This is a genomic window from Acetoanaerobium pronyense (assembly GCF_017874355.1).
GTDB lineage: Bacteria > Bacillota > Clostridia > Peptostreptococcales > Filifactoraceae > Acetoanaerobium > Acetoanaerobium pronyense.
In genome coordinates this window covers 1-26,482 of the sequence record NZ_JAGGLI010000038.1, presented here as the reverse complement: position 1 = coordinate 26,482, position 26,482 = coordinate 1, and the positions used below count along the sequence as shown (strand labels likewise).

At 30.5% G+C, this 26,482-nt stretch carries 22 protein-coding genes; 10 read left to right on the top strand and 12 right to left on the bottom strand.

Going from position 1 to position 26,482, the window contains the following annotated elements:
- Window positions 1-504: 504 nt before the first annotated feature.
- Window positions 505-1,287, bottom strand: coding sequence for a DUF3784 domain-containing protein (locus J2Z35_RS12850; RefSeq protein ID WP_209661808.1), 783 nt, complete (start codon window positions 1,285-1,287; stop codon window positions 505-507).
- Window positions 1,288-1,369: 82 nt separating this feature from the next.
- Complete coding sequence (locus J2Z35_RS12845) at window positions 1,370-2,167, bottom strand: M55 family metallopeptidase (RefSeq protein ID WP_209661807.1); 798 nt, start codon at window positions 2,165-2,167, stop codon at window positions 1,370-1,372.
- 297 nt (window positions 2,168-2,464) lie between these two features.
- Here J2Z35_RS12845 and J2Z35_RS12840 point away from each other — a divergent pair, with 297 nt between their 5' ends.
- Window positions 2,465-3,040: a TetR family transcriptional regulator gene (locus J2Z35_RS12840; protein ID WP_209661806.1), complete on the top strand. Its 576-nt coding sequence runs from the start codon at window positions 2,465-2,467 to the stop codon at window positions 3,038-3,040.
- A 19-nt stretch (window positions 3,041-3,059) separates the two neighbouring features.
- Window positions 3,060-3,977: a cation diffusion facilitator family transporter gene (locus J2Z35_RS12835; protein WP_209661805.1), complete on the top strand. Its 918-nt coding sequence runs from the start codon at window positions 3,060-3,062 to the stop codon at window positions 3,975-3,977.
- 9 nt (window positions 3,978-3,986) lie between these two features.
- Here J2Z35_RS12835 and J2Z35_RS12830 read toward each other — a convergent pair whose 3' ends face one another.
- Window positions 3,987-5,240 (bottom strand): NAD(P)H-dependent oxidoreductase, encoded by a 1,254-nt coding sequence (locus J2Z35_RS12830; RefSeq protein ID WP_209661804.1) that lies wholly within the window; start codon window positions 5,238-5,240, stop codon window positions 3,987-3,989.
- Window positions 5,241-5,486: 246 nt separating this feature from the next.
- On the opposite strand from J2Z35_RS12830, the gene J2Z35_RS12825 reads away from it, so the two are divergent.
- A complete protein-coding gene (locus J2Z35_RS12825) occupies window positions 5,487-7,112 on the top strand; it encodes a methyl-accepting chemotaxis protein (protein ID WP_209661803.1) in 1,626 nt (541 codons plus the stop codon).
- A 126-nt stretch (window positions 7,113-7,238) separates the two neighbouring features.
- Here J2Z35_RS12825 and J2Z35_RS12820 read toward each other — a convergent pair whose 3' ends face one another.
- A complete protein-coding gene (locus tag J2Z35_RS12820; protein WP_209661802.1) occupies window positions 7,239-8,441 on the bottom strand; it encodes an NAD(P)/FAD-dependent oxidoreductase in 1,203 nt (400 codons plus the stop codon).
- 154 nt (window positions 8,442-8,595) lie between these two features.
- Between J2Z35_RS12820 and J2Z35_RS12815 the strand changes: the two genes are divergently transcribed.
- Window positions 8,596-9,684: an AI-2E family transporter gene (locus tag J2Z35_RS12815; RefSeq protein ID WP_209661801.1), complete on the top strand. Its 1,089-nt coding sequence runs from the start codon at window positions 8,596-8,598 to the stop codon at window positions 9,682-9,684.
- 80 nt (window positions 9,685-9,764) lie between these two features.
- On the opposite strand, the gene zupT is transcribed toward J2Z35_RS12815, so the two are convergent.
- Window positions 9,765-10,616, bottom strand: a complete 852-nt coding sequence (gene zupT / locus J2Z35_RS12810; RefSeq protein ID WP_209661800.1) for a zinc transporter ZupT — start codon at window positions 10,614-10,616, stop codon at window positions 9,765-9,767.
- Between the two features lie 133 nt (window positions 10,617-10,749).
- A complete protein-coding gene (locus J2Z35_RS12805) occupies window positions 10,750-11,934 on the bottom strand; it encodes a TraB/GumN family protein (RefSeq protein ID WP_209661799.1) in 1,185 nt (394 codons plus the stop codon).
- 173 nt (window positions 11,935-12,107) lie between these two features.
- On the opposite strand from J2Z35_RS12805, the gene J2Z35_RS12800 reads away from it, so the two are divergent.
- Window positions 12,108-13,553 carry a multicopper oxidase family protein gene (locus J2Z35_RS12800; protein ID WP_209661798.1) on the top strand — a complete coding sequence of 482 codons (1,446 nt, stop codon included), beginning with the start codon at window positions 12,108-12,110 and terminating at the stop codon, window positions 13,551-13,553.
- 14 nt (window positions 13,554-13,567) lie between these two features.
- Window positions 13,568-14,752: a cytochrome P450 gene (locus J2Z35_RS12795; RefSeq protein WP_209661797.1), complete on the top strand. Its 1,185-nt coding sequence runs from the start codon at window positions 13,568-13,570 to the stop codon at window positions 14,750-14,752.
- 70 nt (window positions 14,753-14,822) lie between these two features.
- Here J2Z35_RS12795 and J2Z35_RS12790 read toward each other — a convergent pair whose 3' ends face one another.
- Window positions 14,823-15,755 (bottom strand): DUF1848 domain-containing protein, encoded by a 933-nt coding sequence (locus tag J2Z35_RS12790; RefSeq protein ID WP_209661796.1) that lies wholly within the window; start codon window positions 15,753-15,755, stop codon window positions 14,823-14,825.
- A 152-nt stretch (window positions 15,756-15,907) separates the two neighbouring features.
- Between J2Z35_RS12790 and J2Z35_RS12785 the strand changes: the two genes are divergently transcribed.
- A complete protein-coding gene (locus J2Z35_RS12785; protein WP_209661795.1) occupies window positions 15,908-16,270 on the top strand; it encodes a VOC family protein in 363 nt (120 codons plus the stop codon).
- Window positions 16,271-16,358: 88 nt separating this feature from the next.
- Here J2Z35_RS12785 and J2Z35_RS12780 read toward each other — a convergent pair whose 3' ends face one another.
- Together J2Z35_RS12780 and J2Z35_RS12775 are read right to left on the bottom strand one after the other, a co-directional pair.
- Window positions 16,359-17,087: an alpha/beta hydrolase gene (locus J2Z35_RS12780; RefSeq protein WP_209661794.1), complete on the bottom strand. Its 729-nt coding sequence runs from the start codon at window positions 17,085-17,087 to the stop codon at window positions 16,359-16,361.
- Between the two features lie 24 nt (window positions 17,088-17,111).
- Window positions 17,112-17,576 carry a pyridoxamine 5'-phosphate oxidase family protein gene (locus J2Z35_RS12775; RefSeq protein WP_209661793.1) on the bottom strand — a complete coding sequence of 155 codons (465 nt, stop codon included), beginning with the start codon at window positions 17,574-17,576 and terminating at the stop codon, window positions 17,112-17,114.
- Window positions 17,577-17,730: 154 nt separating this feature from the next.
- On the opposite strand from J2Z35_RS12775, the gene J2Z35_RS12770 reads away from it, so the two are divergent.
- Complete coding sequence (locus tag J2Z35_RS12770; RefSeq protein WP_209661792.1) at window positions 17,731-18,684, top strand: methyl-accepting chemotaxis protein; 954 nt, start codon at window positions 17,731-17,733, stop codon at window positions 18,682-18,684.
- A 140-nt stretch (window positions 18,685-18,824) separates the two neighbouring features.
- Here the strand turns inward: J2Z35_RS12770 and J2Z35_RS12765 are convergent, their stop codons facing one another.
- Window positions 18,825-20,483 carry a GGDEF domain-containing protein gene (locus tag J2Z35_RS12765; RefSeq protein ID WP_209661791.1) on the bottom strand — a complete coding sequence of 553 codons (1,659 nt, stop codon included), beginning with the start codon at window positions 20,481-20,483 and terminating at the stop codon, window positions 18,825-18,827.
- 5 nt (window positions 20,484-20,488) lie between these two features.
- Window positions 20,489-24,676, bottom strand: coding sequence for a DUF445 family protein (locus J2Z35_RS12760; RefSeq protein WP_209661790.1), 4,188 nt, complete (start codon window positions 24,674-24,676; stop codon window positions 20,489-20,491).
- A 175-nt stretch (window positions 24,677-24,851) separates the two neighbouring features.
- On the opposite strand from J2Z35_RS12760, the gene J2Z35_RS12755 reads away from it, so the two are divergent.
- Together J2Z35_RS12755 and J2Z35_RS12750 are read left to right on the top strand one after the other, a co-directional pair.
- Entirely contained in the window at window positions 24,852-25,181 is a 330-nt protein-coding gene (locus J2Z35_RS12755) for a cupin domain-containing protein (protein ID WP_209661789.1), read from the top strand.
- 43 nt (window positions 25,182-25,224) lie between these two features.
- Window positions 25,225-25,569, top strand: coding sequence for a cupin domain-containing protein (locus J2Z35_RS12750; protein WP_209661788.1), 345 nt, complete (start codon window positions 25,225-25,227; stop codon window positions 25,567-25,569).
- A gap of 117 nt (window positions 25,570-25,686) precedes the next feature.
- Here J2Z35_RS12750 and J2Z35_RS12745 read toward each other — a convergent pair whose 3' ends face one another.
- Complete coding sequence (locus J2Z35_RS12745) at window positions 25,687-26,373, bottom strand: Crp/Fnr family transcriptional regulator (protein ID WP_209661787.1); 687 nt, start codon at window positions 26,371-26,373, stop codon at window positions 25,687-25,689.
- Window positions 26,374-26,482 lie beyond the last annotated feature (109 nt).

Genomic DNA, 26,482 nt, shown 5'->3' with positions numbered 1-26,482 from the left:
TACTTTTTTAAAGTCATTGACTAGGTTATACTAGTTTTATAGAGGGGGTCAAATTTATTCGTAATTGGGGGTCAATATTAAGTGTAAATCAACATTAGCTTTGAAATCAATTTTATTAATCATAATTAGAACCCCTTTTTACTACTTTTCTTACTATTATTTTACCATATATCGAGTCATAAAAGCTGATAATTTAACATATTTTTGAGCACTTTTCTTTCACCCAATGGGTGAAAGCTGAATTTCGAAGGAACGCATATTTATCAAGGCTTTGATTATGCTTTTTGAAGTACTGACGTAGAATCTAGGTTTTAAATTTCAAAAGTTAAGTTATATTAAGTACTCTAAAGACTAAGAAACTATAGATTGATTATCAGTATAAGGATTTTCTTTAATAAAAAATAAAAAGAGCATTTTAAGTTTAGTCACAAATTAGACTCAAGCTTAAATGCTCTTTTTTAATATAATCTAAGATATCAGCCATTCATCACTTTTTCTGAATTGCTAATTTTGAAAAATGATATGAGGTTTTGCCATTATAATAGTTTGTGTTTTTCTTTTTATTTCTTCGTAAGCTTTTTGGGTTTCTGTTTCAGTCTTTAGGTTAAAAATAATTTTTCTGCCAGATGACTCTAGATAAATAAATGGAGGTTTATCTCTATTCACAAATAAAATTACAGATCCCATTTCTCTTGTTCTAAAGTGACCTTTTAAGTGTGGACCTATAGCCGAGCCATTTGTTCTAATCTCAATATATGGAAGCTCATCTATCAACCTTACGTTTTCAATATTATTCCATGGGTATGTGCTTCCATACATCCCGTGTATTTGAAGTCCTTCATCAAGGATACTAATGTTTGTTGGTCTTGAGGAAAAAAACATAAGTATGGCTACTCCAATAAAGGAAATTATTACTATCCCTATAGGGAGTGCCATGCTCTTGTATGTCCCTTCTCTCAATTTTCCATTTTCGTCATACAAATTGCGATCATATTTTTGTGCTTTAATTAGAAGATAACTTGTGGATAAAAATATAAATCCTATTAATAATCCTGTGTTTGGTCTATAACCAAGAAGTTGTAATATTCCATAAAGCAAAAGTAAAGCTCCATTTAAATAAAGAAACACTCCCATTAGCTTGCCTAGGCCTTCTGTATCTACATTTTCTTTTTTTGCTTTTGACATAGTGTTATATCCCGATATTAGAAAATACCATTTCAATATATGGATTGCTATGCCTGTTAGTATAAGCAAGAACCCAATTAAAATAAAAATCAAGAGAAACACCTCTCTTTTTAAATCCAAGGAAAATATCCAATACTAGGAATAATTACTAAAAATTCCAAGCTTTTAACTTTAAAAATTCACATTAACATATAAATGCAATAGCCTTAAGCATTTCCATGAAATCATTACTTGAAAATCTTATTGTATGGGAATCTACAAGCTCTGCACTAGGGTAATTTGCCTTACTAGTTGTAGCTATATGATTCTTATATTTAACCTCAAGTTCAAATTTTTCAGGAAGGTTAATCTTGTAGTTCGACAAATCCTTGCTCATAGCAGTTTTGACTCCCTTCTTTATCTGATCAATTGCTAGTTTAGGATGAATATTTATTGTTGAATCTCCTCTACCTTCTTTTACAGCTACTGTAACTATGTTTTTATCTATGCCTTTAACTTCCTCACATAAAACCTTATCTCCTGATAAAAATACAACTGGAACATTATGATAAGCTGCAATATAGCTATGAATCAAAAACTCGCTTGCATATTCTCCGTTTAATTTTATATATTGAAGATTACTGTTTAGAGTATGGGAAAGCGGGTTTCCATCTATTCCCCCTGCACTATGATACCCTATATAAATCAGTGCATCGTAAGACTCGTCAAGCTCTTGAACCATTATATAAGATGAGCCGCTCCACCCTTTTATTAGCTTCGTGTTTAATGGAAGCATATTATGAAATATGTTTCTAGCACTATCATGAGCATCTTTAATCACAATTTCCTTTGCCCCAGCTTCATTGGCTCCTTCACATGCTGCGTTTACCTCAAATGTCATCTGCTGGGCAAACTCTAAATAATCACCTTTTCCTTTTTTAGCCTCATCCCAGTGGGTAACTCCACACACACCTTCAATATCAGCACTTATAAAAATTTTCATACATATCCCCCTCTTAAGTTTGAATTTTCTGTAACTTAAATTTGTGTCTGTTTTCAACTTCTTTATATTTCTATTATAGATATTAGTTTCTTTATTTGAAAGGTTAATTTATTTTTAACATATTGCATTTTAAAATCATAATTATTTTATTTGTATTCCTATTTTCTGCTCAACCACTCAAGTATTCCAAAACTAACCATTATAAAAATGATTGACAGTCATTCATTTTTTTGATAAAATGACTGTGAGTCATTTATGATATGAATATAGTAAATAGAGAGGTTGTGGGGCTTTCGCATGAAAAAAAATGATAAAAAACAAGATATTATTCATTCTGCTATGAAAATATTTCAAGAAACTGGATTCGAGAAAACCTCAGTTTCTCAAATCGTGAAAAAAGCAGGAGTTGCCCAAGGGACATTTTATCTATATTTTCAATCAAAAAACGATCTTATCCCTTCAATCGCTGAGTTTATCGTAAATGAGCTTCTAACTAAGCTCAGCCAATACCCTGAGAACACTTTTAAGGACGTACCTTCTTTTATAGATTGTCTTATAGAAACTACTTTTTATATAACTAAGGAATATAAGAATCTAATTGGGTTTTGTTATTCTGGTTTATCATTCTACAAAAGCTTTGAAGAATGGGAAAAGATGTATGAGCCTTATTACAGATATATAAACGATAAAATCAATTATTTTCAAGAGAATGATTTAATAACTTCAAGGTTATCATCAGATGTTTTAGGAAATTATATTGTAGGATTACTGGAGCATGGTGCAGAGATGTATTATTTATTTAGAAATGAAAAAGATGATTTAAATAAATCAAAGAAAGACTTATCAGTTGCTCTTCATCAGCTTCTTTTATAGTTTTTAGGAGAGGATATTTATGTTAAACAAAATAAAATTAGAAAGGAAGCTTTTACTTCAATCTGTCTATGCAGCTTTGTTTGCTTCTTTACTAGGTGTTGTTATAGGGATTTTGACGAGTTCTCAAATGATTCTATTTGATGGACTTTACTCACTTATTAGTGTAGCACTTTCTATATTATCAGTAACTGCTGCAAAGTTCATGAATAAAAAGGACTACAAAAGATATCCCTTTGGAAAGGCTGTTGTAGAACCCCTTGTAATAATAGTGAAATACACAATAATTATAATATTACTTTTAATATCTTTAGCTACTGCAGTTATGACGATTATGAATGGCGGTAGAAATATTGAGCTTGGAATTGCATTAGGGTATTCCATATTTAGTACTCTACTATGCCTTATTGTGTATGTTCAATTTAAAAGACATGGCAAAAAAACCACATCTGGTCTTTTAATGGCTGAGGCAAATCAGTGGCTTATGGATACACTTGTAAGTCTTGGAGTATTAATTGCTTTTATTATAGTGTTTTCTCTGAATTATTTTAATTTATTTGCATCTTATCTGCCTTATGTGGACCCTGTAGTTGTAATTTTTATATGTATCTTCTTTTTCAAAGTTCCTTTTAATGAAATCAAATTGGCATTAAAGGAAGTACTGGATATGTCTCCAGAAGATGAGCTTAGAGAGAAGCTAGAAAATATAATCAAAGAGGTTGAAAAAGATTATGATATAGATGAATCTATCCTTAGGGTTACTAAAGGTAGAAAGACTCTTTGGCTAGAGGTTGATTTTGTGATTGGAGAAAAATCCAAAATCAAAACTATTAAAGACCAGGATTTTATAAGAGAAAAACTATCCAAAAAGCTTAATCATATAGCTCAAGAACAGTGGATATCAATATCATTTACAGGAGATAGAAAATGGGCCATCTAGGCCCATTTTTTATTCCTTGCTATATAAATAAGGTCTATCCCACCTTTTATCAAAAGCTCCATTTTTCTTAAGCTGCATATTCCAGTAGAACTGTGCCGTTCCTGTAAATACCCCTATAGAAAATATAAATTTAAATACGTTTGATAAATCAACTGGATTAGCCAATGATTTTATAATCTCATCAGAGATTACCCCTTCATTTATATAGGAGCTACCAAGATTTTGAAATTGAGAAAATAAATTTTTCAAGGAGTTTTCTGGTCGCATCTTTATTCCTTCCATTCCCCCTTTTATGGCAGTTCCCCCATAGCTTACTCCAATCCTTTTACAGTAAAGACCTAAATAAGGCCTTATATAATGAGAGTGAGCAGATTCCATAAATCCAGACTGCACTAAGAAACTAAATGAAATAGTTTTATTTTGATTAGAAATTTTTTCAAAAAACTTCATAACAATTCCTGGCATTGCATGAACATATAAGGGAAATATAAACAGGTGTCTTGAATGGTTTGATATATCATTTGCCCATAATTCATGATTTTTAGTTTCATACAAATTTCTAATCTCTATATCATTTTCAGACAATCCCTTTTTCAGCATTCCTTTTTTGATTTCATTTGCAATAATTAAGCTATTTCCATTTTTACCCCTAGGAGATCCGTTGTATATTATTACTTTTCCTTTAAAGTCATTTTTTAAAGACTCTTTTGAACTCTCTTCTTTTAAGTTATTATGACTCAACTCATGTTCTATAACTTCTTCTTGTATATCAAGTTTGTAGCCAGTTGTGCTAAACTGATATATTGTTCTCCCTAAATAGTTTTTTAAAACTTCTTTTTCTTCATTGCTTAAATCCCTATCATCATAAAAAAAACTTATTTTAGGATATTTCTTATATCTTGGAAAATGGGTCATCTCCCCTTTAACAAGGCGTATATACGGATGATAAAGTGCTATTAGTCTATCTATTAGAGTTTTTGACGAGCCACTTATGAATCCACAAGCTGTATCTAACATAAAAAGAGCAATATCAGAATTTATAAAAGCACTATATATCTCTTTCATTATGTCTTTATGTATACATACTCCAGGAGTCTTAACCCAGCAATCCCAGCATCCAATGCAGTCTTTTAAAAGTGATGTATCCATGTTTATAATACTAATTTCTTCAATACTATACTTTGTTTTATAAAATTGTCTTATTTTGTCTATTTCTTTATTTTGATTTTTTGAACTACAGGCATTTATTATAGATAATTTCAAAATTTACCTCCCTTATTTCTTAATTAAAATTTTGAATATAAAAATCCATCTTCTTTATTTGATTATAGAAATAAGTTTTCTATTTTAAAAGGTTAATTTATTCTGAACAAAATAATATTTTAATTATTCCATATAGTTTAATTTACATACTATCAAGTAAATTTTATTTATGTTAAAATATAGTCAATATTTACTAGTTTTATACAGGTTATTGAGATTTAAAATAACTTTTCTAGGAGGAACTACATGAATAAGCAAAGTATACTTGTCTTTATATCTATCCTTATTTCATCTTCTTTGGGCTATTTATATGGCTCAGAACTACTAGGTCTTTTCCCTTCTATTATAATAGGGATCTTATTTATCGCTATAGCTATTTACTTGTCAGTGGCTATGAATAAAGGTACAGCATATAAAAAAATACTGTCCGGACTTAGAGCTGTAGTTTCTGGTGATTATGGTTATAGCTTTAAAAACTCTCTAAAATCAAATGGCGAAGTAGGAGAAATAGCTTTGGAGCTTGATAAAATATTACTTTCTGTAAATCATATGATTGCAAAAATGAAGGTATCAGGAGAGCAGACCTCCTATGAGAGCGAAAAGGTATATAAGCAGCTACAAACAAATAACGAAGTTTCTTCTTTAATTAGCCAATCTGTAGAAAAAATAGCTTATGATAGTACAGAGCAAAAAGAATATATTGACCAAATAGCTACTAACTCCGAAGAAATGAGTAGTCTTTCAAACACTATAGCATTAAAATGCGAAAATAATTATAATCTTGCAATAACAACAGAAAACAATGTAACTGAAGTAAAAAACTATGTGGATAAGCTTCTTGAAGGTATTGAATACACAGGAAATGTAAGTACTACTTCTGCTGAAAAAATCCATAAACTAAAAAATAAAATAGAGGCTATCTCATCTTCTATTACAGTTGTCACAAAAATTTCCGAACAAACCAACCTTCTAGCACTCAACGCTTCCATAGAATCCGCTAGAGCAGGGGAAGCTGGAAGAGGATTTGCGGTTGTTGCAGACGAGGTGAGGAAGCTTGCAGAGGAATCAAAGTTAGCTTCCGAAAATATAGTTAAGATTGTAAAAGAAGTTGTCCTAGAAACTGATACAGTAGTAGATCAAATAGAAAACAACCATCAAAATGTATCTCAAAATATTGAAATGGTGGCAGAAGTAAAGTCTTTAATAGATAAAAACGTAGCCTATATAGAGGAGATGGAACATGAAATTTCTTCAATTATGGAAATTACTTTAAGTCAGGCTAAAGAATCTGAAAAAATCTCCAGCTCAATTTTACAGGTATCAGACCTTTCAAGCAATATTGCATCCCAGACTCAAAACGTCTATGCATCATGTGAGGAACAGACATCAAGTGCTGAAGAGATGATGACCTCATGTCATGTTCTGACAAACTCTTCAAAGAGCTCTTTAGAGCAGGTTAAGGAGTTTTCAAAAGGGATTGTAATTGATGAAAAAACTAAACTAGAGATTAATCGCTTAGTTAAGGAACTTGCTAATCTATCCACTACTGAAAGCTTGAAAAGCATGGATTATTCAAGACATAAAAATGCCATAGATGAACTAGTGAAAAAGGAAAAGAATTTCTCTATTGTTTACTCGGCATCAGTAGAAACCCAGAATCTTCATTATATAAATCTAGACTTGAAGATGGATACAGTGGCTTTTAGAGAATGGTATAGCTGTCCTGTCCATACAAAATCCAGCTATGTTTCTGAAGTATATGTACCTCTTGGTTCAGATAGTCCATGTATCACTATTTCTGTACCTATAGTCAATGATTCTGTTGTGACAGGAGTACTTGGAGCAGACCTTGTATTAAGTGATATATCCTAAAATCATATAAATTTTTAAAAAGTTGGAAGCAATAGTGAGTTTACTATTAGTTCCAACTTTTTTTGCTGATTATTATCCTACCTTTTCAGCTGTAGCATTAATCTATTTATAAATTTACTTATTCATTCACTTATACTCTCTAGGAAGCTTTGTGGTATACGAATAAGGATGATTTTTTCCTTCTATAAAGTCTTTGATTATAAAGGCTGCAGCCACAGAATAACAAGTACCATTTCCCCCAAATCCAAGGGCAAAGTATTTATTAGGATTGTTTTCATCCCTTCCAATAAAAGGAAGACCGTCTTTTGACACTCCAAATACAGATTGCCATACATATTCTATAGACGTGTCAAGATTAGGATAGTACTCCATTACTGATTTTAATAGAATCTCTCCATTTTTTTTGATTTCTTCGATTGATTTCAGATCTTCTCCACTTTCATCTCTGCCCCCTGCAATAAGCCTATGCTCTTCTGTCTTTCTAAAATACAAGTATGTCTGTGCACTATCCCAGACCATTTCTTCATTTCCCCATAAATGTGAGTTTATAGGCCGTGATACAAATGAATAGGTCGTGTCCCTTTTAGCTAGCTTTTCAATTGGTGGGTACATATCCTTTGCATACCCAGTTGCAATAATAAGCTTATTCGATTTTATCTTATATCCATTCTTTGTATAAGAAATAAACCCTTGATTTTCATCTATTTTGATTATTTCACATTCTTTATATATTTTTATTCCATTTTCTAAATTCTTCTTGTGTAAGGATTGTACCATCTTAAAAGGATTTAGCTCTGCATCACTTGATGTCATAATAGCACCCTCAGCCTCAAGCATATAGTCAGCCTTTAGTTTATCCTTTGAAATCCATACTGCTGGAAAGTCATTTTTCCTAAGCATTTCATAGTTCTCTCTCATCTTTGGCAAATCCTCAGCTTTTTTTGCTAAATATAGACTTGATGTAGACTTGTACCCCACATCTTCTCCAACCTCATTTACAATTTTATCCAAATATTTCATCGCATTAAGTGAAAGATTGTAAAAATCTACGGCATATTTTTCTCCATATCTTTTAGCCATTTCATCTATGGACATATCTGAGTTATATTGTATTATTCCTGTATTTCCCCAGCTTGATCCATATCCAGGTATAGACTTGTCTACAACTACTATGTCCTTATTTGTTTTACCAAGAATATAAGATATTATTGAGCCGCTCATTCCTCCACCAATTATCAATATATCCGTCTGTATATCACTATCCATTTTTAAAAAATTTATATCTCTTTTTGTTTCATCCCAATACAAATCTCCTTTATGAAGCTTCATATTTATCTCTCCTCATATCGTAAATTCAATATTTAAATCATGATTTTTATATACCCTTACCGATTAACTATCCACCAAATATAAAAATATTATTTTCTTTCTTAATTGGGTATTAGTTATACGTAATAATTCAAAATTTAAAGGAGGCTAGAATATGAAGATTTTTTATGATAAAACTTTAAACAGATTAATCAAGTTTGTCCTTTTTCTTCTTATACTTTTTTTACTATATCAAGTAGAATTCTTTTTCAGACCATTTTTGAGAGCTATTTATTTTCTTTTTGTCCCTATAATAATAGCCGCTTTATTCTTTTATCTTCTAAGACCTGTAGTTGATATTTTAGAAAAAAAATTTTCTAAAACTATAAGTGCTTCAATTGCTTTTGCACTGTTTCTTGTAATTCTTCTTGGGGGTATAGGATTTATTGGATATTTTTTGGTGGATCAAATTGACGAGGTATTCGAGCTAGTTAGGACACAATATGAAAATTTCAGATCAAATCCTAATAAAATAATACCTAATCCTTTAAGTGGATATATAGATTTTAGTGATTTTGAAAATCAGTTTGGGGACATTATTAATCAAAGTACACAGTGGTTTCAAGATAATTTTGTTTCTATGTTTAATAGTATTAAAGAAGTCTCTTCTCAAACTATATTGATTCCATTTTTACTTTTTTATCTTCTTAAAGATCATGAAAAATTTTATGCATTATTTATTAAAGCTTTGCCAAGAAAAAAAAGGCATCCAATTGCTAAAATCACAGGGGAAATAGATGAGGTATTAAGTGTATATGTTAAAGGACAGTTAATTGTAGCTTTATTTATAGGTATAGGAATGTTTATAGTTTATCTTATTATAGGCATGCCAATGGCACTTGTACTTTCTACATTTACATTTGTAACTTCAGTAATTCCTTTTTTAGGCCCTATATTAGGTATTTTACCCGCTCTACTTATTGCCGTAGGAGAAAGCTTTTGGATGGTAATAAAATTAATAATAGGAACAATAATAATTCAGCAAATAGAAAGTGACCTTATATCTCCAAATGTAATAGGGAAAAAATTATCCATTCATCCACTTACGATAATAATAGTAATTATGCTTGCAGTTAATTCCTATGGAATACTTGGAGCTTTTGTAGCAGTCCCAGGATATGCTATTTTTAGGGTGATTACACTTCATTTCTATAATAAATATATGGAGAGAGAAAATTTACAAGGTAGTGAAGTAAAAGATTAATAATGTTTAAATAAAACTTTACTAGCATTTAAAAAGCTGGTATTTAAAAAATACCAGCTTTAACTATATGAGAAATTCCATTAAAGAAATAAAAGTATGCTAAGAGCCATTACAGCCATACCTCCCACCATACCATAAATAGAAAGGTGATGTTCACCATATTCTCTAGCCGATGGAAGAAGCTCATCAAGGGATATATATATCATGATTCCAGCTACACTTGCAAACACTATTCCCATAAGAGTTTCACTCATAAACGGCATTAATATTAAATAACCAACAAGCGCACCTACAGGCTCTGATAGTCCTGATAAGAATGAATATAAAAATGCTTTCTTTTTACTTCCAGTTGCATAATATATTGGGACTGAAACAGCTATACCTTCTGGTATATTGTGTATTGCAATAGCTACAGCTATAGGAATACCAAGGCTAGGATCATGAAGAGCTGCTATAAAGGTTGCTAATCCCTCTGGAAAGTTGTGTATTGCAATAGCAAGGGCTGTAAACATACCCATTCTAAGAAGCTTGTGATTTTTCTCAGCTTCTTTTCTCTTGTCTATTTGCTCTTGATGATGAGTATGGTCAGGATGCTCTTCATTTATCTCTTCAATACTGTGTAGCTCATGGGGATTTTCTGAACTTGGAACTAGCTTATCAATGAGCCCAATTAAAAACATACCTCCAAAAAAAGAAATCACGGTTACCCATGAGCCTGTTTTCTCTCCAAGCTCTGCTATTAAGCTCTCTTGAGCTTTAAAAAATATCTCTACCATCGAGACATATATCATAACCCCTGCAGAAAACCCAAGGCTTATTGATAAAAATTTTGTGTTTGTTTTTTTTGCGAAAAAAGCTATGGCGCTACCTATACCTGTGGATAGTCCAGCAAATAAAGTAAGCATAAATGCAAATAATACATTTCCTTCCATAAATAACCTCCGTATTTTAAGTCTTTTCTATTATGATAAATTTCATCTAACATAATACCCTAAAAATATATTTTTATCCATAAACTTAGGGTTTTCTAAATTAATTTTAAAATAGAGGTTATAAATAGGCTGTTTATTCATAATATCTAAACTCAGGAGGCACTGTAAGCTGAGGATATATAATAAGACCATTGAACTGCCTGTTTAATGGAGTATTTATAATGTCGTAAGGATATTCAACAAGTACACTTGAATTAATGTCGCTTATATTTTTGTAGTTTAAAAACACATAGCTACTTCCAAAGTTTTCCTCAAAATTTCTTAATAGATTTATTTTGGGATTTACTCCAGAATACCTGAAGCTTTCTCTACTTTTACTCCTTATTCTTTCCTTGAGTTCTCCTTTGTATGCTGTAACCGCTACACTATAAAAATCCTCAGGAATCTTATCAAAATAATCTGCAAGTCTCATCCCTAGCCATTTTATATTCCCATTTAATCTCCAATAAGGAATAAGCTGAGCATGCCATGAACCGCAGTTAACAATTAGCTTTTCCTCTTTTTCTGTATTTTTTATAGCTCTAAGAACCTCTTTTTCAATATAGCTTTCTCTTTTAGAGTCACTCCAATCTTCCTTTATATTTAGTGTGTCGAGTTCATTTTGAGTCATCCAATTTAGCTTCTCCCTTTGCACATTAGTGATATCCATATCAATAGAGGAGTTTAAAAATCCTGTTAATAAAGCTTTAAATCCTTCTATATCATTTCCATTATCATTCATTTTGTTTATATAGACTTTTAAATCAGCGCTATTATAAAGATCAGACAGCATTGTTATAGTTGTAAAATAAACCCCACTAAAATGATTCATATCAAAACCTATATATGAAATTTGTTCATCTTCCCTATCCTCTTCCCTAAGCCCCTTATTAAAATCATAAAGAATTTTTATAAGACTTTTGTCTGTATTTAAATATAGTTCAGGAAGCACCTCTATTTTCCCCTTGATATAATAATCTATCAAAACAGAGTTTGCTGAGCCTACTTCTTGAAGATAGTATCTAAATCCTTTTTCATGAAGAGCTGTAAGTAAAGTACCCATAAATTCCTGATGCTCTTTAACATAGTGGATTTCTCCCATTAATAAAAGTTTGTAGTTTGATAAATCATTTATTAAATCATCTGGAATACTCTCTTTTGAATTATCAAAATCAAAAGCTACTGACTTTTCTATGGATTCTGTCATTATTTTATAATCCTTGGCACATCCACTTATTAAAAATATGACGAGAATTACTAACCACAACAGTCTTTTCATAATTTATCCCCCATTTTATGTTATATCTCTAATTATAGAAATATAATTATAAAAATAAAACATTAATAAATTCTGAACAACTATATTATAAAAATATTTTCCATAAATATAAAAGCCTTTTTTCTTAAACCTTGGGTATAAATAACATAAGCAACCTAAAAAGGAGGGAAATTATGGATAATAAAATGAAATTTTTTATAGCATTGATTGTAATATTAAGCTTGGCTGGTCTCTTAATTTTTTCTAATCTTCCCCTAGTTTACAATATCTTAAATACAAACCCGCAAGATGCAAATCTTCTTTCAAATGAAACTTTAGATGAACTATTTATACCAGAAATTCTGGAAAACGAGAGCGAAGACCCTAGCAATGCGATATTTTCTCTAGAAGCAAAAAAAGGCTCTAAAACTTTTTTTCAAGGGATAAATACTCCTACCTACGGTTATAATGGTGATTTTCTAGGACCAGTAATTAGAGTAAATAAAGGACAAAATGTAACGATTAATGTTCGTAATTCTTTAGACGAGCATACAACTACTCACTGGCATGGCTTAATCGTAGATGGCGATAACGATGGTGGCCCTCACCAGATGATTAAATCCGATGAAATATGGGAAGCTAATTTTATGATAGAGCAGCCTGCAGCTACACTTTGGTATCATCCACATATAATGGATATTACTGGAAAACAAGTATATATGGGCCTTGCAGGACTTTTCTATATAGACGATGAAATTTCAGCATCTCTTGATATTCCCAAAGATTATGGAGTAGATGATATCCCACTTATAATACAGGACAGGAGCTTTGATAGAAATGGTAATCTCGTTTATGATTTTCCTCAAAACATGATGAATGACGGAATGATTGGAGATATTATCATGATAAACGGGACAGTAAATCCCAATTTTCAAATAAGAAAAGATTTAATGAGATTTAGGATACTAAACGGTTCCAATGCCAATTTGTACACGATAAGAATTAGTGATAACTCTACTTTCTATCAAATAGCTTCCGATGGAGGCTTTTTAGAAAAACCTGTTTCCCTTAAAGAGCTTACCCTATCTTCTGGAGAAAGAGCAGAAATCCTGGTGGATTTCTCTTCCTATACTAAAGGAGATGTTCCGTCTTTAGTTGTAAATAATAATACTGCTTTAAATTTTGAGATTGATGATGTGGAAAACTCTTCATACGCTATTCCAGAATATTTGACAGAGGTTCCTAGAATAGACATTGAAAAAGCCTCTAATCAAAGGGCTTTTCGCCTTCAAGGAATGGGTAATATGGTAAGCATTAATGGAAAAATAATGGATATGAGTCGAATCGATGAATTCGTTTCTTTAAATTCAACTGAAATATGGGAGGTTACTACAGTTGGGCAGATGATGCATTCTCTTGGTCATCCATTTCATATACATGGTGTAAAGTTTCAAGTGATTTCACGAAATGATAATCCTCCCCCTGAAAATGAAATGGGCTGGAAGGATACGGTGATGGTTTATCCGGCTGAAACTGTAAAAGTTATAATGCAGTTCACAAAGCCTGGCTTATTTATGTATCACTGTCATAATCTAGAACATGAAGATGCTGGTATGATGGGGCAATTTAAAGTGGAATAAACAAAATGTAAAATATGGTACTTTACCTCCTTTGCCAAAGCTTTCAGTCTGATGTATTTGAAACAAGACTCCTTGGAGAGAAAGCTATTTGTATGAAGGGAAAAGAAGCGGCTAAACTCTTTTATGATAATAATAAATTCAAAAGAGCTGGGGCTGCTCCTAAGAGAGCTCAAAAAACTCTATTGGGAGAAGGTGGCGTTCAAGGTCTTGATGGCAAGCCTCATAGACATAGAAAATCTATGTTTATGTCTATGATGAATGATGAATCTCTTGAAAAAATGAGACAACTCATAAAATATGAATGGGAATTTGCAGCTCGTCATTTTACAGATCAGAAAGAAATAATATTATATGAAGAATCTAAAAAAATAATAATGCGAGCTATCTGTTCGTGGGCTGGAGTGCCACTTAAAGAAGATGAAGTGAAAAAATGGTCAGATAATATGGCTGCAATGTTTGAAACTCCTGTCAGTATCGGCCTTGAGCAACATAAAGGAAGAAAGGCAAGAAGAGATTCTGAAGAGTGGATTAAGGAAATGGTAGAAGAAGTTAGAGAAGGAAGGATAAATCCAAAGGAAAATACTGTACTTTATCAATTTTCATTTCATAAAGATCATGAAGGAAATCTACTTGACTCTCAAATAGCTGCTGTGGAAATAATCAATATTCTAAGACCTGCAGTTGCTGTTGCTATATATGTAAATTTTGCAGCTCTTGCCCTTTATCAGCATCCTGATGAAAGAAAAAAATTGGCAAAAAGAGATGACCGAGATTTTGAGGCTTTTGTTCAGGAAGTTAGGCGGTTTTATCCTTTCTTTCCTTTTAATGGAGCAAAAGTAAAAGAAGATTTTGTGTGGAATGGATATAAGTTTGAAAAAGATACTCTAACCTTACTTGATTTTTATGGAACAAATCATGATTCAAATTTTTGGGATAATCCTGAGCTTTTTAAGCCTGATAGATATATAAATTGTGAAGAACACCCTTTCACGCTTATCCCTCAAGGTGGTGGAGACCATCATACAGGCCATAGATGCCCCGGCGAATGGATAACTATAGATATCATGAAAACTAGTATTGACTATCTTGCAAATGAGCTAAGCTATGAAGTTCCCGAGCAGGACTTTAGCTACAGCTTAGTTGAAATACCAAGTCTTATAAAAAGCGGATTTGTTATGAGTAATATTAAAAGAAAATAAAATTGATTTTTATTAATAAAACTCATCCTTTTGAAATTTTTCAATGGATGAGTTTTTCATTCTTTGGAGTCTATAAAAATCTAATTTGACTGCTTCTATAGGTTTTCATATCCCTATTTTTTATTTTATCCTCTGATTCAAAGTCTCCATATAAAAAAGGTGAATTGGGATTATGTTTTTCAATATTATTATTTACTATATTATCGCTGAAATTAGCATAGCAATATAAACATCCATGATTGCAGGTGTTGTACGTTCCTATATCTATGCTTTCTGAGCATCCGCATAACGCCCTTTGGTTCTTATCTTTTTTTATAATAATATCTTCTCCTAATATCTCTGAAATAAGATTATAATCTATACATTTAGCTCTTTTTATATTATAAGGTGATAAATCTATATCTATAGAGCAAGCTTCTAGGCTTATATTGTATTTTGAGGCTATTTTAGATAGCCCACTTGCAAATCCTATCTTTTCAAAATCCTCCAAGGACTTGTATTTAATTGTGTTCATATTTCTCTGTGTTTTTTTATAGGGTTCTAAAAAACTAAATATGCATTTTTCTGTGTATCCAGAAAGTTGGGAGGCTATATATTCGAAATACTTATAATGATATTCTTTATCTAATCTTTCTGTTAATATCACTGGATCGTATCTCCAGATAGATTTGTGTTTTCCAATTGTTCTCGACAATTTTTTAAAAGATTTTATTACCTCTGCCTTTTTGGGCACATTTCGTTCTATCTCTTGATTATAGGGATTGATGCTAACTTGAAAATAATACCTATAATCTTTTAGTAAAGCTAATTTTTCTATAATTCTAGATGGATTTTTAGTCCAAAATACCATACAATCTATTACATCAGGACTCAAATCTATCTTACTAACTTGATGATAATTCATTGGATTTCTAACTAGTACATACCCTTCTTGTATTCTATTAAAAAACCACTCCAAATAAAATGCTGGAATATCTGTTCTCCTGCTTACGCTCAATATCACCTGTTTTCCTCCTAATCTTTCTCCTAGCTGTTATAATATATTTTATTTAGTTTACTATTTTATTCTTTTATCTTTACAGGATTTTTATACCTTTAAAGTTTTATATTAATGATATACTTATTATAGCTTAAATTAAAAAGGAGGGATTATTTATGAAATTTTTATGGAGCACTTTAAATGTAAAAAATCTAGATGAATCAATAGAATTCTATAGTGAAATTTTAAACCTAAAAGTTACTAGAAAATTTGAGGCAGGAAATGGCACTTCTATCGCTTTTTTAGGTGATGGAGAAACTCAAATCGAGCTAATTTCTAGTAATAATTCTGATATAAGTATAGGAGAAGATATCTCATGGGGCTTTGAAGTTGACTCCCTTGAAGATACTATAGAATTTCTTAAGAAAAAAAATATAGCCATTATTGGTGAACCTATAAAACCAAATCCTCATATACAATTCTTATATATTAAAGACCCAAATGGTATGAAAATACAGCTTGTAGAAAATATCAAATAGATTACTAATAGTCAATGAAACCTGCTTAATTTACAATAAAAATATACTCACCCAAAAGAAATAATAATATTTCTTACGGGTGAGTTTTTTATTTTTCTTTTATAAAATCCACAATTCTCTCTACTGTAATCTTATGCTGGATTTCTCTTGTGATTTCAGCTATTCCATCACCTTTTTGCTCTCCATAAAATCCAAATCCTGCGTGATTTCCTCCACCTATAGTGTAAAACATTGAATCATTAGGAAGTAAATCTTTATAAGCTTCGTATCTTTCCCAATTAAAAACCTCATCGTTTTCTGCTGTGATAGAAAGAACTTTGATATCTTTATTTCTAAGATTAGAATCATCTGTTCCATATCCAGCCAAAAATATAACCCCTTTAAAAGGAGTAGCTTCCTTTGATAAAGCTATTGCAGCGGTAGCCCCTCCCAACGAATGACCTCCTATATAGAAATCTTCCATATATGAGCTATTTTGTATTATATCTTTATATGCATTTTGGTTTAAAATAGCTAAATTAAAGGGCATCCTTGGAATAAACACTCTGATTCCCTCATCTGAAAGCATTTGAGCAAGAACTGCATAGCTTTCAGGTTTTACAAGTCCACCTTGATAAAATATGAAATTCGCAACTACATTCTTACTCGGCTCAAATATAATTGTATTATCCTCTATATATACATTTTCTCTATTCATTTCATAAGCGGCTTGTATCATAGGACTATAGGTATTAAAATTTAGATAAAGTATTCCTAGAAAAGACATTATGAAACCTAAAAATATAACTGTTATAAAGGTTTTTTTAAGCCACTTCACTATTTTTCCTTCTTCCCATCTATTTTATCTTCTAGCTTTTCCAGAAATTTTTTCTATCTCAATTTTAAATGCTGTAGTTCTATGTTGGTCATTTTCTATATATTTTAGCCCCGATACCATAAAATCCGGAGAATATTTTTCAATAAGATGCTTGAGTGCATGAGTCTTTTCTTCCCCTTCTATAATCATAGCTTTTCCAAATACTATAGCACTCTCATAATTTGTAGAAAATTTTTCTGATAAAACCTTAGTATCTCCTACAACACAAAATGAAACCTTAGAAGAAAAATTGATATTGTCTAGTTTATGTCCTTCCTTTGCCCCATGAATGTATATTATATCATCTGCAAATACATAACTAAGGGGAAGAGCATACGGGTATCCTTCATCAGATATAGTTGCTAGTACACCATATTCTCCTTTTAAAAGTATATCCTTTGCTTCCTCTTTTGAAATTTCTCTTTCTGTTTTTCTCATATCTCTTTTCATAAAATTACTCCCCACTTTCTATTTTTAAATAGTGAAATTATTGTAAATTTTTGTTAATAAAAATATAATATCTTTTACTTATTATTTACTTCTGATATTATCATAAGTGTAAATAGTTTGAACTTAAAAATTTAATATATTAGGAGATGAATTTATGTTCTTTAAAAAAGATAGGACCTCAGATATAATTCAAAGCCCTGAAATACCTTTAGAAAAAACTTCTCACCTTTCAGATATAGAGGCTGAAAATTCGCTTCTAAAATCTTATATCAGTCAAATATATAACCGTATGGAAGAAATCATAGAAAATCATAACCATGTAAATAGTCAACATGCTGATTTGGCTTCTTTAGCTGAAAATATAAAAGATATAATGGAAAATGTTAAAGATATTTCAAATAATACTAATGAACTTTCCCTTGAGCTGTCTCAAAGAAGTGATAAGCTAAATGAGATTTCATATAGATCAGTGGAAAAATCTGTAGAAGGAAATAAATCAGTAGATGACCTTCTGGATATGATGGCGTCTTTAAAATCCCAAGCAAAGGATTCATCAGAATCCATGAATAATCTAGGAGAAAGATCCAAAGAAATTACAGATATAGTAGAAACCATAACAAGTATAGCAAATCAAACAAATCTTCTTGCTTTAAACGCTGCTATAGAGGCAGCAAGAGCAGGGGAACACGGCAGAGGATTTGCTGTGGTTGCTGATGAAGTAAGAAAGCTTGCGGAAAATACAACTCAAAGCACTAGTACAATTAAGAATCTTGTTTCAAATATCCAAAACGAAATTGATATAGCATCCAAAAATAATGAACAGAATAATTCAGTACTGGAAAAAGGTATTGAAATGAGTCAGATAGTAAAGGATAGAATAAATGAGATTGTTAGTGGTTTTGAGGAAGTCCAAAATGAAGTAAAAATCGTTACAGAAACAATCCTAACTCAAAGAGACTATATCAGCAGTATATTTGAGCAAACTAGAACCTCTGATGAAATACTCCTTGAAATTCATAATAAGCTGATTAATCATGTAGAGAGAGCTACAAAGGTAGATGATAGTCTTGACGAAGCACTCCTTAAGCTAAAAAACCTTCTAAACTAAACTTTTTAGTTGTCCAATAAACATATTGAATTATTTTAAAGAAAAATAGCAAATTATAGTGATGTTTATTAAAAACACTATATATTTTGCTATTTTTCTTTTTAACTAGTAAATAGGTATGATTTTCATTTATGATTTAATCAATGAGTAACCATAATAATTGACTGATTTTTCAATCCTTTATTTTCATACATTTTTTGATCTGCCCTATGCATCATCTTTTGCCATGTTTCATCTAATTTTGGATCATATTCTATAAAACCAATTGCCATACCAAACGTGTAAGGTAATGTTTTGTTGAAGGTTTTGATTTTTTCATTTAATAATTCGATTCGTTTTTCAATTATATTTATATCTATATCTGTAAACACACATGCATACTCATCTCCGCCAATCCTATAGCAAAGGCCTAGCCCGTTAAAGGATTCACTAAGCAAAGCATAAGCAGATTTTATTGCATAATCACCTTCTATATGTCCAAACCTATCATTAATTCCTTTTAATCCATTGAGATCAAAAATCATAAGTCTTAGATGATTCTTTAAGTCTGGATTTGAAAAAATATTTTCCAAGTCTTTTTCAAAAGCCATTCTGTTGAGTCCTCCTGTGACACGATCTTCATATGCTAGTTTTTCATAATACTCGGCCTCTAAACTCTTCTTAAGGTAGCTAATCAGTCTAAAAATAGATTCTATAACCTGAATAAGGATAAATAAGATAACTCCTATTCGTACATAGAAAGATGTAGAGGTATAATCATTAAAATAGAAATGAACTAATTCAAATATTCCAAATATAGATAAAACACCAAACGAACAAAGAGTTGTTTTGGCAAATTTATTTTTATATTTTATCATTTCTATAAAAAGAGTTAATATTACTATAATCAAACCTATAAAAATAAAAGAATGAGTAATTCTGACGCTATCATAAAAATGGACTAAACCCCAAAATTGCAGAAACAAGATTAATGAAAGATTCATTCCAAATAAAATAATTAAGCCATTATATATATTTTTAAAACCTTTAATCACATTTTCCTTAATATAAAATAAAATAGGTATAGGAAATACTGATAGCATAATATAAGCTAAAGACCCTAATATCAATGGAGATCCATAAAAAAACTGTAACATCCTTGATTCAGCAATTAACCAAAGAGATATAAAAACCGTAAATAATCCTAAATCTATAAATTGCCATCGTCTAAGATGCTTGAATATAACTGGGATTATAATCATGAGCATCCCTAAAATCAATATTAAAATAGAAGCTGAAAATCCCCATCCATAAGTTTGCTGTATATGAAAAAGTAGATCGCTACTGCTTCCATAAAAAATACCATTTATAAGCCCTGACATATCTCTGATGGGTGTTTTAAAAGTTATTTTTAATTCCTTTCCATTTGACTCAATTGGAATCTCTACCAGGTGCCATGCACTTGCCATAGGAGGCGTTAAAATGCCCTTACTTTCATATAAGGCACTGTAAATTATTTCATCATCCAGTGCCACATCCAATTCCTGTAAGGACCCCCTAATACATATTACCTGTTTTAGGGAAAAGTCATCATCCAAAATCCGTGATATGCTATATGGAGTATTTGTAGGTATATCTAGCTTTACTGGCAAATCAATTATTTCATTATAATATCCCAATCTCCAATTATCATTCAAACTTTTACTCGATTCGCTTGTTAGCTTCAATGATGAAAAACTAAAATAATTGGAAAGGAGTAAACTTAAAGCAAAGGTTATACAAATTATTATAATCAAAATGAAATGAGATTGCCTTTTCATAGATTTTACTCCTTAGTTTGCTCTATAAAATGAACTATCAAAGCTAAAACTACAATTGAAAAATGAAATCCAAATATTCCTCCCCCAAGTCCATAAAGCTTTAATCTTGTAAAATATTTTCCTGCAAATGAATTGAATAGCTCATGGATTTCTTTAGGGTTTAGTTCTTCTATTTTAGTTTCAGTGATATTTTTAAAATCAATATCCTTTAATATGTCTTTAATGTTTCGTGCTCCAGATTGAAGTATAGAATCCAGCAAAATACCTATAGCCTGATTTTTAGTTTTGATATCAATAAACCCAGCATTATCCTCTTTGATTAAAAAAATCATATCTTTTAAAATTTTTTTTATACTTTCTTTCACTTCACTTCTTTCTAAAAGGTCATTTATTTTTATTCTTAAGTCTTTATATAGAATATCCTCTGATATAATGTCATTCACCTTGGTTTCTTGGTACTTCTTAATATATATATCCCTAAAAATATTAATAAAGCTATTTTTTAGCTCTTCACTTTCTATTATTTTTCCAAGGATTGTATCAGTAAATGAGTCTATTTCCTGTGGCTCTATACCTCTACATATATCCTTTATAGTTAGATACTTAGTACTTTCCTCTCCTAAATTATATAAAAGTGAAGCTGATAATATGCTTATATCTTCTTTTGAGTTTTCAAGCTCCTTTATAGTATTTTCTATTAAATCATTAATTTCACATTCGAATCTAGAATATACATCTTCAAGGCTTGTCAAGCTGAGAGTTTTCAAATATCTTGATATAGGACTGGAAATTATCTGGTTCATCACAGAGCCTGTAAATTTGCCTATGAATCCGTTTATTACTTTTAGGTTCTCTTCATTTTCAAGAAAGTCTTCTATTGCAGAAGAAACATTACTGTCACTAAGTCTTAGTTTTATTTCACTTAGATTTGCACTATAGATATGCTCATTCAAAAGAGTATGAAGCACTGTTTTTATATCCTCTTCAGAATCCGAAATATACTTAGGGAATTTTTGATTGACAAGCTTTAATATAATCTCATCAACAATATCATCTCCTCCTAAGAATATATATCCACTTTTTTGGATGAAGTTCAGTTTTCCTAAGATAAAGTTTTTGGTTTCCCTCTGAATCTTTTCTTTATTTTCTTTAAGGGCTTTTATTAATATATTTTCTAAGCTTTCAAGGATTTTATCAAGATTTTTCTCTATCTGGAATTTAAACTCCCCACCTAATAAATCCTCAACCTTTTTGTCAGGAGAAAGCTCTTCATTAAATTTTTCATGAATGAAATCCATAAGTTTTTCTTTTGTCTTTGGAGAAATCAGTATTTTTTCTATAAACTTTAATACTTGATTTTCCATATTCTTAATAAGGGCTTTGTCAAAAGAATCCTCTATAGGATTTTCTATAAAACTAGAATACTTAGACTCATAATCAGAAATCATTTTATAAACTAGCTCTTTTTTGTCTAAAGTCTCAAGTGCTTTGTCTATCTGCTTTACCATTTCCTCTTTGATAGCTTTTTTTATATATTCATCTGAGTTTTTCCAAGCTATATCTTTTATATTTTTATCACTATAAATAAAAGAGCTAATCTCATCATTTATTTTTCTTTTAATAAATTCCTTGTTATTTAAAATATAGCTATCCACAGAATCAATCAAATTATCTACAGGTATATTTTTGAGTTCCATATCCTTTATCAAATCAGTAAGCTGTCTTGAGAGGCTCTTTTCATTACTTATTAAATAGCTAAATGTAAAATCACTAATCATATTTGCTATACTCTCTTCGTTTCCTTCCAATACCTTCCCGATTCTTTCAAAATTATTTTTAGAAATATCTTCAAACAAACGCTGCCTTATTTTTTGATAATTTTGGTTTAAGTTGTTATCTATCATTTCTTTGTCCATTAGAGTGTTATCTACAAAATTAGCTAGGTTCTTTCCAAAACTCTTTCTATTTTTCACAATATATCCCTGTGAAAATCTATTTAAAAACGGAATTTTAGAGAGAATTTTACTTTTTTCATAAGGCTTGAATATCATTTCTAGGGCAATGACATTTGTAAGAAGTCCTACAACGGCAAATACAGAAATATTAATCACGCTAAACTCAAAGCCTAAGATCATATTCCCTTGATTCATAAGAGCTGGAATAAGGCCGAATACGCCCCCAAGCAGAGCCCCAAAATATGTGATTGGCTTTAGCTCTCTCCCCATAAAATCATGGACAAGGGAAGCTATCTGATTATCATCAAGCTTATTGAGATTCTTGCTTACAGTCTTTTCAACATTTCCCCTCAGTAAATACTCCAAATTATTTTTTGTAAAACCCACTGCAAATTCAGCTAATACCTGCTCTATACCTGCATTATGATTTGCACTTTTAATCATCGAGCTAATCATTTTATCTTCTGCTGATTTTATATACTTGCTGATTAACTCATTGGCTTTTTTATTTGAAAAAACTGCGGCATCGTCTTTTTGATTTTCTGTAATCACATCATTTATAGTAATATCCTCTGCTAATAAAGATGCTCTTCCTGAAATATAAGACACTATAGTATCTTTCTTTAATATAATCTGATTGATAATTTTATTTTGAGATGCCGTTGAAATTATATTTATATTTTCATTATCCAAGATATCTTTAAGTGGGGTATGAATTATTTTTTTGTATTTTTCTTCAAACTTATCATTTAAGTAACTTATGCCTAAGTCCTTAAAGATAACCTCATCTTTAATAAATCTTAGTGTCTTAGATTTTAATTTTTCCTCAAAATATTTTGCAACATCAATATCTAGATATTTTTCTAAGCTTTGGTTAAAGAATTTTTCATATTTTTCCTCAGGCAATAAATCAATGTACATTATAATGCTATCAAGCACGCTAGATGATATTTTTCCAGGAGATATCATTTGATTTTTTTCCAAAGAAGCTATCATAGATTTTATTGTTTTTTCCTCAAGATAATCTATAACCTTTTGGGTAATAATCTCTGAAAGCTCCTCAATATCTAGCTTATCTTCTAGGAAATCCACGATTTTGTCTGCAATATCACCTTTACTTGCAATCTCGCCTAAAAAGCTTTCTTTAATTAGAGTAATTAGCTCCCCTCTAAAACCCCTTTTGCTATCCAGAGTTTCGTCTATAGCTTCTTGTATCAGCTCTTCGATATCACCAGAATTATCTTTAATCCAGATGCAGATTTTCTCTATAAATAAAGGTAGCTTTGCTTTTAGATAGTCTTTAACACTTTCTCTAAATTTTAGAGATATCAAATCGAGTATCGGCCTATCTATTTTTCTACCAATCTCTATTAATTCTTTGATAAGACCTACAAATATAGTCTCAATTTCATTTGATTTTAAAAATATCTTCATATTATATTTAAATCTATCAATTAATACTTCTTGATTTTGAGATGAAATTATATTTATTAAAGGCTTAGAAAAAATAGCCTTTTGAAACCCACTAATTACACCTTTGTAATCTATTTCATCTAATATTTCTGTAAGAAATGCTTCCACCTCTAAATTCTTATCTTCTTTTCCTAGGTCAAAGATTTTTTCAATCTCCTCATATATATTTTTCTGTAAATTTTTCAAAGTCTCTTCATCTATCAAATCCACAATCCTTTGATTTCCTTGCTGTGATATAAGGCTGTTTATTAAAGAGTTTAATACATCTTGCTCCTCTAATATTTTTATTAGTTCATCTCCCATATAAGATACGAGATTCGTTATTTGATTTTGTGAAAGTATCTCAGAAAAAAAAGTATTATTAAACACCGTTTCCATCATAGAAGGTATATATGAAGTTAGATTTTTTTCTATAAAGTTTTTTGTATTTAATATCGTTTCATCAAAGCCTTCTATTTCATTAAAATTAATATCCCCAATATTTTCATAAAGAGAGATACTTAGTAAATCATTTACAAGCACCTTCACATTGTCCTCAAATTCAATTTTTGATAGCTCTTTGTCAAGAGTAGTATGATTGATAATATCCCTTTCCACAAGCTCGCTAATACTTTTAATAAACTCATTTTTTGTCTTTTTTATTACTCCCCCTATTTTTAAAGGGGTATATTCTTTAAATAGCATATTGATTGCATATATGTTTGTAATATATCCAGTAAATCCACCTGCAACTATAGGTAATAATACATTTATTAGCTGTTCCATTTTTTTCCTCCGACATTAAATCTTAATTATTTGTATTATTTGATATTATCATAATAGCAATTTTTTATATAGTTTTTCAAGATTTCATTGCCATGGCAATAGAATCTTCTTCGAATAATGATTATCATATTCATTAAGATGAAGTTTGTAATTATTGTTGAAGGGAGGTTTTATTGTGGCTGGCTTTAAAAATATAGAAAAAGGGAAGGTTTTTTCACTTTTAGATTTGATAGATTATAAAACCCATAGAGTAATAAGTCTGACCTTATGTGACAGCGAAAGTCTAAGAATAGTTCTATTTTCCTTTGATAAGGACGAGGCTATTACAGAGGAGCAAACTCAAAATGCAGAGCAGTTTACTCTTTTAGAAGGAAAGATGGAGGTTGTAATAGAAGGGAAAAAATTCATGCTTGAAGAAAATGATTCTATAATCATAAACCCAGATGAAGAGCATTCTCTATTGGCCCTTACTCCCTGCAAGATGCTTCAAACCAGTTTGAAATAAACTCTTTATATAATAAATAATATATTAACTTAGGAGGAAACAAATGGAAAATCAAAAATTTATTAATCATATGCCTATGGGCGAAGTATTTAAAATGGCAGAGCAAATTGACTACGAAGAAAACAAAGTTGCCAGTATCACCCTTGTAAAGCAGTCTAATCTAATCGTAACCTTATTTTCTCTTTACGAAGGAGAAGAAATAGGAGGACATTCATCCACAGGAGATGCAATGGTTTATATCCTAGATGGAGTAGCTGAAATCACTATCGGTGAAGATGTCCACACAGTAAGCAAAGGTGAGCATATTATAATGCCGGCGAATATCCGTCATGCACTTAAAGCTGCAAAATCATTTAAAATGCTTTTAACTGTTGTAAAACCATCATAACAAAATAAGCTACCTATTTTTATCTCCATAAAATAGTTTTATTTATGGATTAAAAATAAGGTAGCTTTTTTTATATTTTCAAATAATTCCTTGGATATATATTGGATAACATAATTGCTATCTTTCCTCAGGATATCTTTTTAATGTAAACTTATTTTTATGAAAATCTAAAATATCCTCATCTCTCATTCTTCCTAGCTCTCTAGAAAGTGCACTGCAATTGACTCCTAGATAGTCTGCAAAATCCGCTCTATTTACAAAGGGGATTTTGAAAGAATTTTTATTATTGATGCTTGCCTGTAGATAAAGATAATTAAATATTTTTTCCCTTAGAGATTTTATAGAAGTTATATTGAGCTTATTTCTTAAAGAGTTGTTTTCTTCAGCTATCATAAACAAGAGGTTTTTCATAATAATATTTGTAAATCCGCATCTTGGTCTTTCAGCTGTTTTGATTTGATTTGAGCTAATATTTAGGACCTTGCAGTCATCAATGCATACAGCTCCATATGGAGAGTTGTCATCTTTAGAAAATACTATAGAACCGCTAATGAGGTCTCCTCTTTTAAGTTCAGATATTATATTTCGCTCTCCAAAGGAGTTTAAGTTGTAAAGATAAACATGACCCTTTAGGAGTATCCTAATATGATTTACTTTTTCTCCTATTCTAACTATGAGCTCGTCTTTTTTATAGCTTTTCTCTATTCCGCTTAGACAATTAAGTGCCTTGAAAATATCCATATTATTAATTCCATCAAAAATCGATAAATCTTCATAAGGATTATCTAAGATAACTTTTTTCATAAAAAACTCCTCTTATCCCGAATTATTCATAAAAAAATAATTTAGGCTCTTAATTCAGAAATTAGAAAATTCCACAATAAAAGTTCTTAATTTTAGTTTTCTACTCAAA

Bases quoted from the DNA above. Each gene is read 5' to 3' on its own strand.
- J2Z35_RS12840 (WP_209661806.1), top strand. From the start codon at position 2,465: ATGAAAAAAAATGATAAAAAACAAGATATTATTCATTCTGCTATGAAA.
- J2Z35_RS12750 (WP_209661788.1), top strand. From the start codon at position 25,225: ATGGAAAATCAAAAATTTATTAATCATATGCCTATGGGCGAAGTATTT.
- J2Z35_RS12825 (WP_209661803.1), top strand. From the start codon at position 5,487: ATGAATAAGCAAAGTATACTTGTCTTTATATCTATCCTTATTTCATCT.
- J2Z35_RS12775 (WP_209661793.1), bottom strand. From the start codon at position 17,576: ATGAAAAGAGATATGAGAAAAACAGAAAGAGAAATTTCAAAAGAGGAA.
- J2Z35_RS12785 (WP_209661795.1), top strand. From the start codon at position 15,908: ATGAAATTTTTATGGAGCACTTTAAATGTAAAAAATCTAGATGAATCA.
- J2Z35_RS12765 (WP_209661791.1), bottom strand. From the start codon at position 20,483: ATGAAAAGGCAATCTCATTTCATTTTGATTATAATAATTTGTATAACC.
- J2Z35_RS12805 (WP_209661799.1), bottom strand. From the start codon at position 11,934: ATGAAAAGACTGTTGTGGTTAGTAATTCTCGTCATATTTTTAATAAGT.
- J2Z35_RS12820 (WP_209661802.1), bottom strand. From the start codon at position 8,441: ATGAAGCTTCATAAAGGAGATTTGTATTGGGATGAAACAAAAAGAGAT.
- J2Z35_RS12770 (WP_209661792.1), top strand. From the start codon at position 17,731: ATGTTCTTTAAAAAAGATAGGACCTCAGATATAATTCAAAGCCCTGAA.
- J2Z35_RS12815 (WP_209661801.1), top strand. From the start codon at position 8,596: ATGAAGATTTTTTATGATAAAACTTTAAACAGATTAATCAAGTTTGTC.
- zupT (WP_209661800.1), bottom strand. From the start codon at position 10,616: ATGGAAGGAAATGTATTATTTGCATTTATGCTTACTTTATTTGCTGGA.
- J2Z35_RS12745 (WP_209661787.1), bottom strand. From the start codon at position 26,373: ATGAAAAAAGTTATCTTAGATAATCCTTATGAAGATTTATCGATTTTT.
- J2Z35_RS12835 (WP_209661805.1), top strand. From the start codon at position 3,060: ATGTTAAACAAAATAAAATTAGAAAGGAAGCTTTTACTTCAATCTGTC.
- J2Z35_RS12795 (WP_209661797.1), top strand. From the start codon at position 13,568: ATGGTACTTTACCTCCTTTGCCAAAGCTTTCAGTCTGATGTATTTGAA.
- J2Z35_RS12845 (WP_209661807.1), bottom strand. From the start codon at position 2,167: ATGAAAATTTTTATAAGTGCTGATATTGAAGGTGTGTGTGGAGTTACC.
- J2Z35_RS12800 (WP_209661798.1), top strand. From the start codon at position 12,108: ATGGATAATAAAATGAAATTTTTTATAGCATTGATTGTAATATTAAGC.
- J2Z35_RS12760 (WP_209661790.1), bottom strand. From the start codon at position 24,676: ATGGAACAGCTAATAAATGTATTATTACCTATAGTTGCAGGTGGATTT.